Source organism: Marinobacter sp. EN3 (assembly GCF_000475315.1).
Classification (GTDB): domain Bacteria; phylum Pseudomonadota; class Gammaproteobacteria; order Pseudomonadales; family Oleiphilaceae; genus Marinobacter; species Marinobacter nauticus.
On record NZ_AXCC01000030.1, the window covers coordinates 1 to 15,070 of the forward strand.

The following is a 15,070-nucleotide window of genomic DNA, read 5'->3' on the forward strand; positions in this document are numbered from 1 at the left end:
GGTCATCGTCAGGCGCCTAATGCCTAAAACCCCCGACAGCTTAGCTGTCGGGGGTTTTTTATTTCTGGTTCCGGAGAAGTGATATACTTCACCGAAAATCAAAGCAACGTTTCTGATGGGAGCCCAGCAATGGCCGCTAGTGAACACCTGGTCATTTTTGATACCACTCTGCGTGATGGCGAGCAAAGTCCGGGCGCCACCATGAACAAGGCGGAAAAACTCCGCATTGCCAAGGCGCTCGAGAAGCTTCGCGTAGACGTTATCGAGGCGGGGTTTGCCATTGCCAGCCAGGGCGACTTTGATGCAGTCAAGGCTATTGCCGAGAACATCAAAGAATCCACTGTCTGCAGTCTGGCTCGTGCGTTGGACAAGGATATCGACAGGGCCGCTGAAGCGATCCGCCCTGCCGAGCGCTCCCGTATCCATACCTTTATTGCCACCTCGCCCATCCATATGAAGCATAAACTTCAGATGGAGCCAGATGAGGTGGTCGAGCAAGCCGTGCGCGCTGTCAAGCGGGCGCGTAGCCACGTTGATGACGTCGAGTTCTCCTGTGAAGACGCCGGGCGGTCAGAGCTGGATTTTCTTTGTCGCATCATTGAAGCCGCTATCGATGCCGGCGCCCGTACCATCAACATCCCTGATACCGTGGGCTATGCCATTCCTGAACAGTTTGGTGAGACCATCCGTCAGTTACTGAACCGTATCCCGAATGCCGACAAGGCTGTTTTTTCAGTCCATTGCCATAACGACCTGGGGCTTGCGGTAGCCAACTCGCTGGCTGCGGTTACCCACGGTGCCCGTCAGGTCGAATGTACTATCAATGGTCTGGGCGAACGGGCAGGTAACGCAGCGCTGGAAGAAATAGTCATGGCGGTTCGTACCCGCCAGGATCTCTTCAATATTGATACCCGCATAGACACCCAGCATATCGTCCCGGCATCACGTCTGGTGTCCACCATTACCGGGTTTCCTGTTCAACCCAACAAGGCGATCGTCGGTGCCAATGCTTTTGCCCATGAGTCCGGCATCCATCAGGATGGCGTGCTCAAACATCGCGAAACCTACGAGATCATGCGGGCACAGGACGTAGGCTGGCATACCAATAGCCTGGTTTTAGGTAAGCATTCCGGCCGCAATGCCTTCCGTACGAGACTACTGGAGCTTGGTATCCAGTTTGAAACCGAAGGGGAGTTGAATGAGGCCTTCACCCGCTTCAAGGCACTGGCCGACCTCAAGCATGAGATCTTTGATGAAGATCTGCAGGCGATTGCCAGCGATACCAAGCAAAAGGAAGAAGAAGGCCGCTTCGGTCTGGTCTGCATGCAGGTCTGTTCTGAAACCGGCGTTGTGCCCAAGGCGCATCTGACCATGACCGTGGACGGTAAGGAACACACGGTAGAGGCTGAGGGCAGCGGTCCTGTAGACGCAACTTTCAAGGCCATTGAATCTCTGGTGGATTCCGGGTGTAACCTGCAACTGTATTCGGTCAACAATATTACCAGCGGCACTGATGCTCAGGGGGAAGTCACCGTTCGTCTTGAGCGGGGCGGCCGTATTGTGAACGGCGTTGGATCGGATACCGACATCATTATTGCGTCGGCGAAGGCCTACATTGAAGCTCTGAACCTGATTTCCAGTGGCGGTATTCGCCAACATCCCCAGGTGGCTGATGTTTAAAGCGCCCGAAGGATTGCCATGGAGGGATTCGTGATAGGGAATGAGGCGGAGCGGCAGTTCTATCTGGCGGCGGCAGGCATTCGGATGTGGTATGCCCGCGAGAGTTTGCCTGGTGCGGCGCCAAGCCCCGACTTTGATTTCGGAGTGGAGGACGAGCCGCAATTCCAGCCCGCGTCGGAGATTCCTCAGATTGGGCGTAAATCTGAGCCGCTGTCTGGGGACCAGGGGCGGGAGCGCATTGCTCAGCTCCAGAGCCTGATGGGCAACAAGCCTGAATCCGTGCAGAAGGCGGACAACGCTGGGCAAAAGGCCGCGGACCCATTGAAAGCTCCACCTGCCACCGAGCCCCGGTCTGAAACTCCAGAAACGGTGCCAGAGGCTTCCCTGCCGGCCTCGGAACCAGTAGAAGTGCAACAGCCGGAGCCAGTGCACCGGGTGTGTCTGACTGCCTGGAAAGGCTCCCGGATCATGCTCTTGTGCCATATTGCAGAGGACGCCAGTTTTGCCTTGCAGGAAAATCTGGCTCGTAACATATTGCGAAGCATTGGAGAGACCGGGGTGTCTCAATGCAGAGTAGTGCGCTGGCCCTTGTTCAATAACCTGAAAGTGACGCTCAATAGTGAAAGCGATCTTGTCTCAGTCATAGCCTCTGCTTTTGCTGGCGACGCCCCGACAGAAACGCTAATAACGCTGGGGCTTGGCGACGAAACTCAGGCACGGTTGATCGAGCGTGGCCTGGGCCGGGTGCCGGAGATTGCGTTTTCCGGCACGCTCGCATCACTGGCATCAGACCCCTCCCAGAAGCGACTGCTCTGGCAATCGATTCGGGTTCTCGTACCTGGCCGATGAAAGCATCACAGCCTTTTCTCGATGTGCACAACCAGGATGTCCGGGTACGCCCTCTGGTCGAGGCAGACCTGGCGGCGGTCATGGAGCTGGAGTGTCAGGGACACTCCCATCCGTGGCCGAAATCGACTTTTCTTGACTGTTTTAAGCCGAATTACAGGCTCTGGGCCGCTGAGCGTGGCGATGAGCTGATTGGCTATGCGGTTGTGGCCTATATGGTCGACGAAGCCCATCTGCTGAATATCTGCGTCAGTCCTCGTGTGCGTGGTCAGGGTGTCGGGCGCTGGCTGCTACGGCATCTGATCGCTGTCGCGGTGTCGGATGGTATGGAACAACTGATTCTGGAAGTGCGGGTTAGCAATGATGCCGCCACCCAGCTCTATCTGAGCGAGGGTTTCACTGAAATTGGCAGAAGGGCCGGCTATTATCCCGATGGCGCTGCACGGGAAGATGCCCTGGTCATGGCGCTGCGGTTCACCTGAGGACGGTATAGGCCGTATAATGCTCGGCTTTAATCCATCTCGATTCAGGTCACCAGAGTTTATGCCTAACCTTTCCCAGGAAGTGGCCAAGCGCCGCACCTTTGCGATCATCTCGCACCCGGATGCCGGTAAGACCACCATTACAGAGAAGGTGCTGTTGTTCGGCCAGGCCCTGCAGAAGGCGGGAACCGTCAAGGGCAAAAAATCCGGACAGCACGCCAAGTCTGACTGGATGGAGATGGAAAAAGAACGGGGTATTTCCGTCACCACGTCGGTGATGCAATTTCCCTATGGTGGAAAGCTGGTCAACCTGCTGGATACACCGGGTCACGAAGACTTCTCCGAGGATACCTACCGGACACTGACCGCCGTCGACTCCTGCCTGATGGTGATTGACAGTGCCAAAGGGGTCGAGGAGCGCACTATCAAGCTGATGGAGGTGACCCGCCTGCGTGACACCCCGATCCTTACCTTTATGAACAAGCTGGACCGGGATACCAGGGACCCCATCGAGTTGATGGACGAAGTGGAAGACGTACTGAAGATTGCCTGTGCGCCGATTACCTGGCCCATTGGTATGGGCAAGGGGTTCAAGGGGGTTTACCACCTGCTGCGGGACGAAGTGATTCTTTATCAGTCAGGCCAGGGGCATACCATTCAGGAAAAACGTGTTGTCAAAGGTCTGGACAACCCGGAGCTGGATGAGGCCATCGGCAATTACGCTTCCGACCTTCGTGATGAGATTGAGCTGGTCAAAGGGGCTTCCCATGAATTTGACCAGGAGGCTTTCCTGGCTGGTGAGCTGACCCCGGTGTTTTTCGGAACAGCGCTTGGCAACTTCGGTGTTGATCACATGCTTGATGGTCTGGTGGATTGGGCGCCGGCCCCTCAGCCCCGGGCCACGGATGTGCGCCAGGTGACCCCGACCGAGGATGGCTTTTCCGGCTTTGTCTTCAAGATTCAGGCAAACATGGATCCACAGCACCGGGACCGTATCGCTTTCCTGAGGATCGTGTCAGGTAGTTACAATCAAGGCATGAAGGCCCGGCACGTCCGTATCGGTAAAGATGTTCGGTTCTCCGATGCGCTCACGTTCATGGCTGGTGACCGTGAGCATGCGGAAGAAGCGTTTGCCGGTGACATCATTGGCCTGCATAACCACGGCACCATTCAGTTGGGTGATACCTTTACGGCGGGCGAGGACATGAAGTTTACCGGTATCCCGAACTTCGCCCCTGAGCTGTTCCGGCGCATTCGATTGAAAGATCCGCTGAAAGCCAAGCAATTACAGAAGGGCCTGATCCAGCTTTCCGAGGAGGGTGCAGTTCAGGTCTTCCGTCCGCTGAAGAACAACGATCTGATCGTCGGGGCGGTGGGTGTGCTGCAGTTTGATGTAGTTGTCGCCCGCCTGAAAAGTGAATACAAGGTGGAAGCGGTTTACGAGCCCATCAACGTGGCAACTGCCCGTTGGGTAACCTGTTCCGATGAGCGTAAACTGGACGAATTCCAGCGTAAGAATCAGGACAACGTCGCACTGGATGGCGCAGATCGCCTTGCGTACATCGCGCCGACCATGGTGAACCTGAATCTTGCTCAGGAGCGTTATCCGGATATCCAGTTCCACAAGACCCGGGAGCACTGATTCGCTTCCGGGAGGAGGCCGCCATGCAGTTGGTAGACGCCCATTGCCATTTTGATTTCCCGTTTTTTGACGGGCATCGGGAGACGGTGTTGGCGCAGGCGGCCAGCCTTGGAGTTTGCGCGGTCGTGATTCCGGGGGTCCGGCGGCAGGACTGGCAGCGTGTGGCGAGCATGGCAGATGCAGAGAAGGGTCTCTGGTACTGTCTGGGTATTCACCCCTGGTTTATTCAGGAGCACGGCGCTGACGATCTGGCCGAGCTTGAAAGGCTGCTGTCTTCCGCGCCCCAAGCCTGTGTTGGCCTTGGAGAGTGTGGTCTTGACGCCCTCAAAGGCGATCTGTCTGAGCAGGAACCCTGGTTCGAGGCCCAGATTGATATTGCTCAGCGGCTCGGTCTGGCGTTGGTGATTCACTCCGTCAAGAGCCATGATCTGGTGCACAGTAGTCTGAAACGCGCCGGATGGAACGGGCGGGCATTGGTTCACGGCTTCTCGGGCAGCTATCAGCAGGCCCAAAAGCTGATTGACCTGGGCTGCTTCATCGGCGTGGGCGGAGTGATAACCCATGACCGGGCCCGGAAAACCCGGGATACCATCGCCCGGTTGCCGGTGGATGCGCTGGTTCTGGAAACCGATGCGCCGGATATGGCGCCGGCCGGAGTGGCGAAAGGGCAGAATTCGCCCATCCACTTGCCGGAGATTTTTGAAGCCCTGGCAGATCTGCGGAGTGAGCCCCGGGAGTTGCTGGCCGAATCACTGCTGGCCAATACCGCTAAGCTCTACCGGATAGATCCGGGAGCTCTGGTTCCACGCCCGTAGGGGATTAACGAAACAGCATAGGTCGGGGTTGGCATTCGATAGGGGTTCGAGTATACTTCGCGCCCTGGCTTTTCAAGGCGATGTCATTATCTCAGCCCCGAATGATGGCAGCGCAACATACAGGTATGAACCTCCTCCGGATGCCTTGCATGTACCGGTGGTGGTTTTTAACGTTTCTTATATAGCGTTCAAGGCGGAATCAATGAAGACTCTGAGTGCGAAACCAGAAACAGTAAAACGTGACTGGTACGTTGTAGACGCAGCCGGCAAGACGCTGGGTCGTCTGTCAACCGAAATCGCCCTTCGTCTGCGGGGCAAGCATAAGCCTGAGTATACCCCTCACGTGGACACTGGCGACTACATCATTGTTATCAATGCCAGCCAGGTGAAGGTTACCGGCAAAAAGGCATCGGCTAAAATGTATTACAGCCATACCGGCTTTCCGGGTGGAATCAAATCCATCAATTTCGAGAAGCTGGTTGACAAGGCTCCCGAGCAAGTCATTCAGAAGGCCGTAAAAGGCATGCTTCCGAAGGGCCCGCTTGGCCGCGCCATGTTCAAGAAGCTGAAAGTGTACGCAGGCGCTGAGCATGCTCATGCCGCCCAGCAGCCCAAAGAACTCGACATCTAACGGAAGGCGAATATGTCTGTAGCACAAAATTACGGTACTGGTCGCCGCAAATCATCCACGGCTCGCGTCTTTATCAAGCCGGGTAGCGGTAACATCTCCATCAACGGTCGCACTATCGAAGATTTCTTCGGTCGTGAAACCCTGCGCATGATTGTTCGTCAGCCGCTGGTGGTTGCCGAATCCGAAGATCGTTTCGATATCGCCATTACCGTAAAGGGTGGCGGTATCAGTGGCCAGGCTGGCGCCATTCGCCACGGTCTGACTCGCGCTCTGATGGACTACGACGAAACTCTGCGTCCGGCACTGCGCAAAGCGGGTTACGTAACCCGTGATGCCCGTAAGGTTGAGCGTAAGAAAGTGGGTCTGCGCAAAGCGCGTAAGCGTCCGCAGTACTCCAAGCGTTAATCGACGTTCAGTCGATTTGGAAAAACCCGGTCTTGTGGCCGGGTTTTTTTATATCTGTACTCCGGAAATATTTTTGATCTGGCGCAGGGATAGGCTCGCCTGCCGACCTTTCCGGCTTGTAAGCGGGGGGTAATTTCATTACCATTTCAGCGCTTATATTTTTGGGTTGTGAAGTCCTTTTCGAAGCGCAGTGCCGGTTTTTCCGCGTCTGTGCCTCGCCTGATGGGAGAAAACCATAATGAGTAATGGCGACGTGAGCCAAGGCCGGCGCCGGTTTCTGATCGGTGCTACGTCCGTGGTAGGTGGTGTCGGCGTCGTCGGTGCAGCCGTTCCTTTCGTAGCGTCCTGGAACCCCAGTGCGAAAGCGGAAGCGGCCGGTGCACCGGTAACCGTCAATATCAGCAAAATCGAACCGGGTCAGCAAATCACCGTTGAGTGGCGAGGTAAGCCTGTTTGGATTATCCGCAGAACGGAAGAAATGCTGGCGAATATCGAGAAGCTCAATGACGCAGTGAAGGACCCGATGTCGGAGGCGCCTCAGCAGCCTTCGTATATCCAGGGGCCCTTGCGCGCGATCAAGCCAGAGTTCGGTGTCTATGTGGGGCTCTGTACCCATCTGGGCTGCGTGCCCTCCTACCGGCCAGAGGTTGCGCCGGCTGATCTGGGTGAAAACTGGCTTGGTGGGTTGTTCTGCCCGTGTCACGGTTCCCGCTATGACATGGCCGGTCGGGTTTATGAGGCTCAACCCGCGCCGCTGAACCTTGAGGTTCCGCCGTACCGGTTTGACGATGATGTGACCATGACCATTGGTCTTGATCCGGAGGCCGCGTGATGCAAAAGCTGATTAACTGGGTAGACGAGCGTCTGCCAATCGTTGAGGCCTGGAACAAGCACCTGGCCAAGTATTACGCGCCGAAGAACTTTAACGTCTGGTATTTCTTCGGTTCACTGGCAATGCTGGTGCTGGTCAACCAGCTAGTGACCGGTATCTGGCTGACTATGAGCTACAACCCATCTGCCGAGGGGGCGTTTGCCTCGGTGGAATACATCATGCGTGATGTGGAGTGGGGTTGGCTGCTGCGATACCTGCACTCGACCGGCGCATCTGCGTTCTTCGTTGTGGTGTATCTGCACATGTTCCGTGGTCTCATGTACGGTTCCTACCAGAAGCCGCGGGAATTGATCTGGATTTTCGGTATGCTGATCTACCTGGTGCTGATGGCAGAAGCCTTCATGGGCTACCTGCTGCCCTGGGGCCAGATGTCATACTGGGGTGCCCAGGTAATCGTTAACCTGTTTGGTGCGATTCCGGTCATCGGTGAAGATCTGTCTCTGTGGATTCGCGGTGACTATCTGATCTCCGGTATCACGCTGAACCGTTTCTTTGCCCTGCACGTGGTTGCTCTGCCAATCGTTCTGCTGGGTCTGGTTGTTCTTCACATCCTGGCGCTGCACGAAGTGGGTTCTAACAACCCCGACGGCATCGACATCAAGAAGAACAAGGATGAAAACGGTATTCCGAAAGACGGTATTCCGTTCCACCCGTATTACACCGTTCACGATCTGCTGGGCGTGGGTGTGTTTTTCTTCATCTTCTTCATCGTTGTCTTCTTCTTCCCGGAGATGGGCGGTCTGTTCCTGGAAAAGCCGAACTTTGAACCGGCCAACGCCCTGAAGACGCCAGCGCACATTGCGCCTGTCTGGTACTTCACGCCGTTTTACGCGATGTTGCGGGCGGTGACGGTAGACTTTATGGGGCTGCCGGCGAAGTTCTGGGGTGTTGTGGTCATGGGTGGTGCGATTGCGATTCTGTTCGTGTTGCCGTGGCTTGACAGAAGTCCTGTCCGCTCAATCCGCTACAAGGGCTGGTTGAGCAAGATTGCCCTGGCAATCTTTGCGGTGAGCTTCGTAATCCTTGGCTACCTTGGACTGGTTCCCGCAACAGAAGGTCGCACGACTGTCGCTCAGATTCTGACAGTGTTGTACTTCCTCTACTTCATTCTGATGCCGTTCTACACGCGCATGGAGAACACCAAGCCAGTTCCAGAGAGGGTGACAGGATAATGAAAAAGCTGATTGTTGGTCTTTTCATCGCACTCCTGCCAGCGCTTGGCCTGGCGGCTGGTGCCGCGGTTCCTCTTGATCATATGGAGCCGGATCATACGGACAAGGCGTCTCTGCAGCGCGGTGCTGCCTTGTTCACCAACTACTGCATGGGATGTCACTCCATGGAGTACGCCCGCTACAAGCGTGTTGCGGATGATCTGGAGATCCCTGTCGAGCTTTACGAGGAAAACCTGATCTTTACCGGTGCCAAGATCGGTGAGCTCATGAAGAACTCCATGAGCAAGGATATGGCCGCCGGCTGGTTCGGTGCGCCGCCACCCGATCTTACGCTTGAAACCCGTCTGCGTGGTGAGTCCTGGGTTTATTCATACCTTCGGGGCTTCTACAAGGACGATTCCCGGCCACTGGGCGTAAACAACGTGGTGTTCGATAACGTTGGTATGCCTCACATTCTGGTCGAGATGCAGGGCCTGTGCGCCGTGAAGCCGAACATTGGTGTCGGGGCATCTGTCGAGCCGTTGAGCGGTAATGTCAATAACGCAGACGCTTGCCCGGATTACGCAACGGAAGGCTCGATGTCCGGTGCGGAGTTTGATCAGGCCATGTGGGATCTGACCAACTTCATGTCCTACATGGGCGACCCGGTCAAGGTGGAGCGCGAGCGTCTCGGTATCTTCGTGCTGATCTTTGTGGCGATCTTCTTTGTCTTCGCGTACCTGCTCAACCGCGAGTACTGGAAAGACGTACACTAAGATTTAGGGTATAATCCCGTGTCCTTGATTCCAGCGAGTCTTTAAGGCTCGCTGGATTTTTGCGTTTTGCATTGTTTCGATTTTTAGAATCGTGAGGTAGCTATATGGGCGTTGTGACCAAGCGGTCATCAATGACTTTTTTCTCGGATCCCGCAAGCCACTACAGTCACCGGGTGCGTATTGTCCTGGCTGAGAAAGGTGTCACTGTTGATATCGTGGATGTGGATCCGGACAACCCGCCGGCGGAACTGGCGGATATGAATCCGTACAACGCCCTGCCAACCCTGGTAGATCGGGACCTGGTTCTGTATGAGCCCAACATCATGATGGAGTATCTGGATGAGCGTTTTCCTCATCCGCCGCTGCTGCCGGTTTACCCCGTTGCCCGGGCTAACAGCCGCCTGATGATTCACCGCATCCAGAAAGACTGGTGCGGACTGGTTGATCAGATCCTGGCGCAGCCGGGGGCCAAGGCCAGCGATGCCGCTCGCAAGGAACTCAAGGAAAGCCTTCTGGCCACGGCACCTTTGTTTGCCGAAATGCCGTTCTTCCTGTCGGAAGAGTTCACCATCGTGGACTGTTGTATTGCGCCGATCCTGTGGCGTTTGCCGGCTCTGGGTATTGAGCTGAATGAAAAGCAGGCCAAGCCTTTGCAGAAGTACATGGAGAGCATCTTTGCCAGAGAAGGCTTCAAGGCAAGCCTTTCGGATCTGGAAGAAGATATTCGCAGCTGATTGTCAGCGCCCGTATTTCAGGGCAGGAGTTAAGCAGTGTCTGACATGACTATCGCCATGACATCCAGTCGTCCCTATCTGGTCCGTGCGTTGAACGAATGGATCCTCGATAACGACTGTACCCCGTATATCGTGGTGGATGCCGGCATTCAGGGTGTTCAGGTGCCTACTGAGCACGTTGCCAACGGCCAGATTGTGCTCAATATCAGCCCCGGCGCAGTGCGCGGACTGGTGATTGGCAATGGTGCGCTGGAATTCAGCGCTCGTTTCGGTGGTGTGCCGATGCAGGTTTTCATACCGTTGCAAGCGGTTATGGCCATCTATGCCAAGGAGAACGGCGAGGGCATGGTGTTTGGCAGTGAGCCTGGCTCTCCCGATCCGGAGGGTGGAGGTGAGCCCAAGTCGTCACGGCGAGCGGAAGACCGCCCGAATGGCAGGCCAACCCTGAAAGTGGTCAAATAATAAAAAAGCCGGCGATGCCGGCTTTTTTATTAGCCTCCGAAAAGCTTGTGGTCAATCAGGTCGCAGAAGGCGTTGATGATGACCAGCAGTAAGGGCGTGGCCTCGCTTGGCGGCAAATCGTTTAGTGCGATTTCATGGTCTTCAGGGTGCATCAGGGAAGTGATGTCGGATTTTTCCCTTGCGCTCAGCACCACAATCCTCATTTCCCGGTCGTGGGCAGCCTGGATGGCCTGGATCAGGTTTGCCTTGTGGCCGTCATCCACGATCACAAACAGAAGGTCGCCGGGCTTGCCAATGGCTCTGACCTGACGAGAGAAGGTGTCGTTAAATCGATTGTCACGGCAGATAGCGGAATAAGTGGTGGCGTCCGCCCCAAGGTTGATTGCCGGTAGTGCGGGGCGGTCCTGGTCAAAGCGGGACAATAATGCCGTGCAGAAATACTGGGCCAGTACGTTGGCGTTGCCATTGGCGCAGGTAATGATCTTGCCATCCTGGAGCAGGGCGTCAACAAATGCCTGCGCTACCTGCTCAATGGCGGGACCAGCGGTGCTTGCCGCCTGCGCTGTGTGCTCCATATGGCTGGCGAACCACTGGTTGATTCTCTGTTCGGTGTCGGTCATGGTTTCTGGTCAGTCTGCCTGAATTGCGTTTTTGATCCATTGTATACGGTACTTGCTGGAGTGGCCTGGTGTGATGCCGATAACATCGATCCGGCTGACCCGGTCCCAGAGCCCGTGGCGGTGCAGGTAGAATGAGGCTGCACGCACCAGGCGCTGCTGCTTCACCGCGGACACCGAGCTTATCGGATCCACCAGCGCACCATCAGCGCGGAAGCGAACTTCAAAGAACACCAGTGCTTCGGCATCCATTCCAATAAGATCGATCTCGCCGCCACGATTGTGCACGTTCCGCTCAATAATCCGGATGCCTCTGCTTTCCAGATACCGCGCGGCGACACCTTCGTAATGCTGTCCGAGTTTTCTGGAGCCTTCCCTGGCCATCGGTTATCAGTTGTTTGCAGTCGGGGCGGGTTCACTTTCCCGGGGAACCGTCGGAGAAAGCAGTTTGGGTGTTCCCCCCTGGAATTGTGCCCAGCGTTGTTCGCGATGAATGCTGCCGTCAGGATCCATGGTCAGAATGCCGGTTTGCCCTTCAATGGCGGCATCTTCAACCTGGCGTAGAAGCGGCAAGCGCTTGCTCAGTTGCCAGGCGTCGGCGCCCATGGCGAAAAGGCGCCCCAGTTGCCCGGTGGTGCCACTCAGATACTGGCGCGATTCTTCCCGCAGGCTATTCGTCTCGGCCAATACCCAGGGGATGTCCGTAAAGAAGACCCGGTCAATATCCCTGTCCCGGCCCGGATTCGGCGTACCCTCGTACACGATGGAAGGTGAGTATACTGGCAGATCACCGCCATAGTAGAAGGCGAACAGCGGCTTGAACTGGCGGGCAACTGTGGGTGCGGCAACCAGCACGATGCCTTCGGCATCCTGGCGGCGGCGGGGTTCAAATTCCACATTCAGGCCAATTGTTCGCTCCACCTGAATGGCCCGCTGGCGGGATGCAGTAATGCCCAGCAGGTCAGCTGTCACCGAGCGAAGGTTGTCTTCCGGGAAAAAGCGTTCGATGTCGAGCGCTCGTAACCCGAGCTGGTCCATCCTCGCCCGCAGGGCGGCTTCAACCCGGTCTCCCCATTCGCCGTGGGGAATCAGTACGAGAACCTGTTCGATGTTCTCGGCATCGAGTCTGTCGGCGATCTGTCGCGCCTCGTCTTCGGCAGATAGCCCGAACTGATAAAGGCCGTCCGGGATACGGGCATCCGGGCCAAGGTAGTTCAGGCCCAGTGCCGGAATCGGCAGCGTGTTCATGTTAGCTAGCTGGGACAGTGCTTCCTTGTCCAGCGGGCCAACAATCAAATCAATGTCGCTATTGGAGAGTTCCTCGTAGAGCTCGGAAAAAGAGCCGGTGGAGGTGTCGATGACCCGAATATCGGTTTTACTGCGGTCCGTGGTCTCATCCTGATAATAGGCGGCCAGGAAACCGTCGCGAATCGCTTTGCCGGCGCTGGCGAGGGCACCTTGAAGCGGAACCGCCAATGCCAGTTTCTCCGGCCGGCTTGCCGCAAGTTCAGCCAGCAGGGCGAGATCCATGGGGAGCACCTGTGCTGCGGGGTGTCCGGGCCAGTTATTCTGCCATTGCCGGATCAGGCGCCCCTGATCATCCAGGCTGGCCCCCTTGGTGCGAAGGCGCAGAGCGAGCTCAAGCCATCCTCGAACCTCGAATCCGAGAGCGTTGTTGGAGGCGGATTGCAGGGTTGAGCGGTTGATGGGCTTGAGCAATTGCCAAATGCGATTATGCACCTCCTGCGGGGAAGTGCTGGAGTCGTTCTGACTGAGCAGGATCAACGTCAGTGCCCCGTCCAAAGGTTGTCCGGCCAGCTCATAGGTCCGGGCCTGCAGCATGGCTGCCCGGGACATTAACTCCGCGGGGTAGGCAAGAAAGCTTTCTGGGGTGCTATCTGTGGCGAGTTGCTCAGCCCATTGGCCGTCGTGTAACTCGCTGGCACTGGCCATGGACAATAGTAAGCGTTGTCTGGCGATGTCCTCCGGAGCATTTTCCAGAGCGGGGGCCTGGAGAATGACTCGGGCATCTTCGTGGCGGCCTTGATCCTGGAATCGGCTGGCCACCCTCAATAGATAGCGTTGGCCAACCACCGGATCACGTTCATCGCTGGCCAGTGACAGTGCCTGCTCCGGGCTTTGTGCCATATGTTCATCGAGATTGACGGTGGCGCAGCCGCCCAGATAGAACAGAACGAGGGTGATCAGGGCCAGAATTGGGCTGTGACGGAAGCGATTTGTCATGGCGGGCTCGGTACTCTCTGAATCGTTGGGCTTGTGGTGCCGCGTTTTAGCTGGCAAGTTTACCAGCTCCCGGCGCATTTCACATGACGGGACAGTCATGGGCCGGAAATAGCGGCGCCGCGGTTCACTTCAGTGGAGTTTATTATGTCCAGTTCTGTAGCAAGCGTTGTCGGTGGCCGGCTTTCAATTGTTGCCACGCCCATCGGTAATCTGGCCGATCTTTCTGATCGTGCCCGGCAGGTGCTCGCTGCGGCGGATCTGGTCGCTGCGGAGGACACCCGTCACAGCTCGCGCCTGTTACAGCACCTGGGCCTGAGCAAGCCTTTGCTGGCGCTACACGATCATAATGAGAGGGATCGCGTTGGCAGAATCCTCTCTGCCCTTACTGAAGGGCAGCAAGTGGCGCTGATTTCCGATGCCGGCACGCCGTTGATCTCCGATCCCGGGTACATCCTGGTACGTGAAGCCAGAAGGGCGGGCTTTCCAGTTTCCCCTATCCCCGGTCCGTGTGCACTGGTTGCGGCATTGTCGGCGGCAGGTTTACCGACGGATCGTTTTCTTTTCGCAGGTTTTTTGCCGGCTAAACGGGCGGGTAGACGTTCAGCGCTCGCGGAATTGCGTGAACAGACTGCCACTCTGGTGTTCTACGAATCCCCCCATCGAATTCTGGACCTGATGCAGGATCTGGTTGATGAGTTTGGCGATGATCGGGAGTGTGTGCTCGGTCGAGAGCTGACCAAAACCTTTGAAACTTTCTACACTGGGACGGTTAAAGAGGTATTGGCGGAGTTGGAGGCCGACCCGCATGGCAGTCGGGGCGAATTCGTGGTGATGGTCCGGGGTAACGATGTCGTGGCCGGTTCGTCGCTCGATCTGGATGCCGATAAGCTGTTAAAGCTGCTTGTTGCAGAGATGCCGGTCAAAAAGGCAGCGAAAATCGTCTCGGAAGTCAGCGGCATCGGAAAAAATGAACTGTATCAGCGAGCGCTGCAGCTAAAGGGCGATTAAGCCTTGCATGCCTGCCCGCACGCGGGTATTGTCAGCGCCGAGCTCGCCAGACAGTCGCCGCCGGTTGATCCGGGGGAGGAAAGTCCGGGCTCCGCAGGGCAAGGTGCCAGGTAACGCCTGGGCGGCGTGAGCCGACGGAAAGTGCAACAGAAAGTATACCGCCTAAGCGCTTTCGGGCGCCGGTAAGGTTGAAATGGTGCGGTAAGAGCGCACCGCGTGGCTGGCAACAGTCCACGGCGATGGTAAACCCCACCTGGAGCAAGACCAAATAGGAATCCAATGGCGTGGCCCGCGCTGGATTCGGGTAGGTTGCTTGAGGCCTGTGGTGACGCAGGCCCTAGATGAATGACTGTCCAAGACAGAACCCGGCTTATCGGCGAGCTCGCCTCTTTTCCCGATTATTCGGATGTGATCCGCATCCTTCTCACAAGTTACCTTTTATAGCCAAAAAATCTTAAACCTGAAGTTGGCTATCTAAAGGTGTCTGCAGGTATTTGTTTTTTATCCTTTTCTTTACGTCTTTTTAACGCTTCGTTCCGTTTCTGCTTTGTAACCTCTTGTCGTTAAAGGAACTTTCCTGTGTGTGGTGCCTGTCGCGGCGCTTGCATTGTTATTTGCGTGTTTCTATAGTGTGCGGGAGTGGGAAAAAGTGGTTTTTGGTGGAATTTTGTGGAAATGAAAACCT

The 15,070-nt window shown here is 56.3% G+C and carries 16 protein-coding genes and 1 other RNA gene; 14 read left to right on the forward strand and 3 right to left on the reverse strand.

Features of this window, described 5'->3' with window-relative positions; translation table 11 throughout:
* The first annotated feature begins 129 nt into the window (after positions 1–129).
* From Q675_RS30255 to Q675_RS30310, 12 genes are all read left to right on the forward strand, one after another.
* A complete protein-coding gene (locus Q675_RS30255; protein ID WP_011785936.1) occupies positions 130–1,680 on the forward strand; it encodes a 2-isopropylmalate synthase in 1,551 nt (516 codons plus the stop codon).
* A 30-nt stretch (positions 1,681–1,710) separates the two neighbouring features.
* Positions 1,711–2,529, forward strand: a complete 819-nt coding sequence (locus Q675_RS30260; protein ID WP_227499563.1) for a hypothetical protein — start codon at positions 1,711–1,713, stop codon at positions 2,527–2,529.
* Entirely contained in the window at positions 2,526–3,008 is a 483-nt protein-coding gene (rimI, locus tag Q675_RS30265; RefSeq protein WP_022991996.1) for a ribosomal protein S18-alanine N-acetyltransferase, read from the forward strand. The genes Q675_RS30260 and rimI overlap by 4 nt, the downstream gene beginning before the upstream one ends.
* 61 nt (positions 3,009–3,069) lie before the next feature.
* Positions 3,070–4,650: a peptide chain release factor 3 gene (gene prfC / locus Q675_RS30270; protein WP_022991995.1), complete on the forward strand. Its 1,581-nt coding sequence runs from the start codon at positions 3,070–3,072 to the stop codon at positions 4,648–4,650.
* A 23-nt stretch (positions 4,651–4,673) separates the two neighbouring features.
* On the forward strand, positions 4,674–5,465 hold the full coding sequence (locus Q675_RS30275; protein WP_022991994.1) for a TatD family hydrolase: 792 nt from the start codon (positions 4,674–4,676) through the stop codon (positions 5,463–5,465).
* A 202-nt stretch (positions 5,466–5,667) separates the two neighbouring features.
* Positions 5,668–6,096 carry a 50S ribosomal protein L13 gene (gene rplM, locus Q675_RS30280; protein ID WP_011785931.1) on the forward strand — a complete coding sequence of 143 codons (429 nt, stop codon included), beginning with the start codon at positions 5,668–5,670 and terminating at the stop codon, positions 6,094–6,096.
* Between the two features lie 12 nt (positions 6,097–6,108).
* Complete coding sequence (gene rpsI / locus Q675_RS30285) at positions 6,109–6,501, forward strand: 30S ribosomal protein S9 (protein WP_011785930.1); 393 nt, start codon at positions 6,109–6,111, stop codon at positions 6,499–6,501.
* 238 nt (positions 6,502–6,739) lie between these two features.
* Positions 6,740–7,333, forward strand: a complete 594-nt coding sequence (gene petA, locus Q675_RS30290; protein ID WP_014420621.1) for a ubiquinol-cytochrome c reductase iron-sulfur subunit — start codon at positions 6,740–6,742, stop codon at positions 7,331–7,333.
* Complete coding sequence (locus tag Q675_RS30295; RefSeq protein WP_014420622.1) at positions 7,333–8,565, forward strand: cytochrome b; 1,233 nt, start codon at positions 7,333–7,335, stop codon at positions 8,563–8,565. Before petA ends, Q675_RS30295 begins: the two co-directional genes overlap by 1 nt.
* A complete protein-coding gene (locus Q675_RS30300) occupies positions 8,565–9,320 on the forward strand; it encodes a cytochrome c1 (protein WP_022991993.1) in 756 nt (251 codons plus the stop codon). Before Q675_RS30295 ends, Q675_RS30300 begins: the two co-directional genes overlap by 1 nt.
* Positions 9,321–9,424: 104 nt before the next feature.
* Positions 9,425–10,054 carry a glutathione S-transferase N-terminal domain-containing protein gene (locus tag Q675_RS30305; RefSeq protein ID WP_011785926.1) on the forward strand — a complete coding sequence of 210 codons (630 nt, stop codon included), beginning with the start codon at positions 9,425–9,427 and terminating at the stop codon, positions 10,052–10,054.
* A gap of 57 nt (positions 10,055–10,111) precedes the next feature.
* On the forward strand, positions 10,112–10,516 hold the full coding sequence (locus tag Q675_RS30310; RefSeq protein ID WP_206769525.1) for a ClpXP protease specificity-enhancing factor: 405 nt from the start codon (positions 10,112–10,114) through the stop codon (positions 10,514–10,516).
* 29 nt (positions 10,517–10,545) lie between these two features.
* Here Q675_RS30310 and Q675_RS30315 read toward each other — a convergent pair whose 3' ends face one another.
* From Q675_RS30315 to Q675_RS30325, 3 genes are read right to left on the reverse strand one after another with little or no spacing between them, the layout of a single operon-like run.
* Positions 10,546–11,136, reverse strand: coding sequence for an SIS domain-containing protein (locus tag Q675_RS30315; protein WP_011785924.1), 591 nt, complete (start codon positions 11,134–11,136; stop codon positions 10,546–10,548).
* 9 nt (positions 11,137–11,145) lie between these two features.
* Positions 11,146–11,517: a YraN family protein gene (locus Q675_RS30320; RefSeq protein ID WP_014420625.1), complete on the reverse strand. Its 372-nt coding sequence runs from the start codon at positions 11,515–11,517 to the stop codon at positions 11,146–11,148.
* A 6-nt stretch (positions 11,518–11,523) separates the two neighbouring features.
* On the reverse strand, positions 11,524–13,377 hold the full coding sequence (locus Q675_RS30325; RefSeq protein ID WP_081698870.1) for a penicillin-binding protein activator: 1,854 nt from the start codon (positions 13,375–13,377) through the stop codon (positions 11,524–11,526).
* Positions 13,378–13,521: 144 nt separating this feature from the next.
* Here Q675_RS30325 and rsmI point away from each other — a divergent pair, with 144 nt between their 5' ends.
* Positions 13,522–14,385, forward strand: a complete 864-nt coding sequence (gene rsmI, locus Q675_RS30330; RefSeq protein WP_023011427.1) for a 16S rRNA (cytidine(1402)-2'-O)-methyltransferase — start codon at positions 13,522–13,524, stop codon at positions 14,383–14,385.
* A gap of 38 nt (positions 14,386–14,423) precedes the next feature.
* An RNA gene (gene rnpB / locus Q675_RS37740) (RNase P RNA component class A) lies at positions 14,424–14,774 on the forward strand.
* Positions 14,775–15,070: the final 296 nt, after the last annotated feature.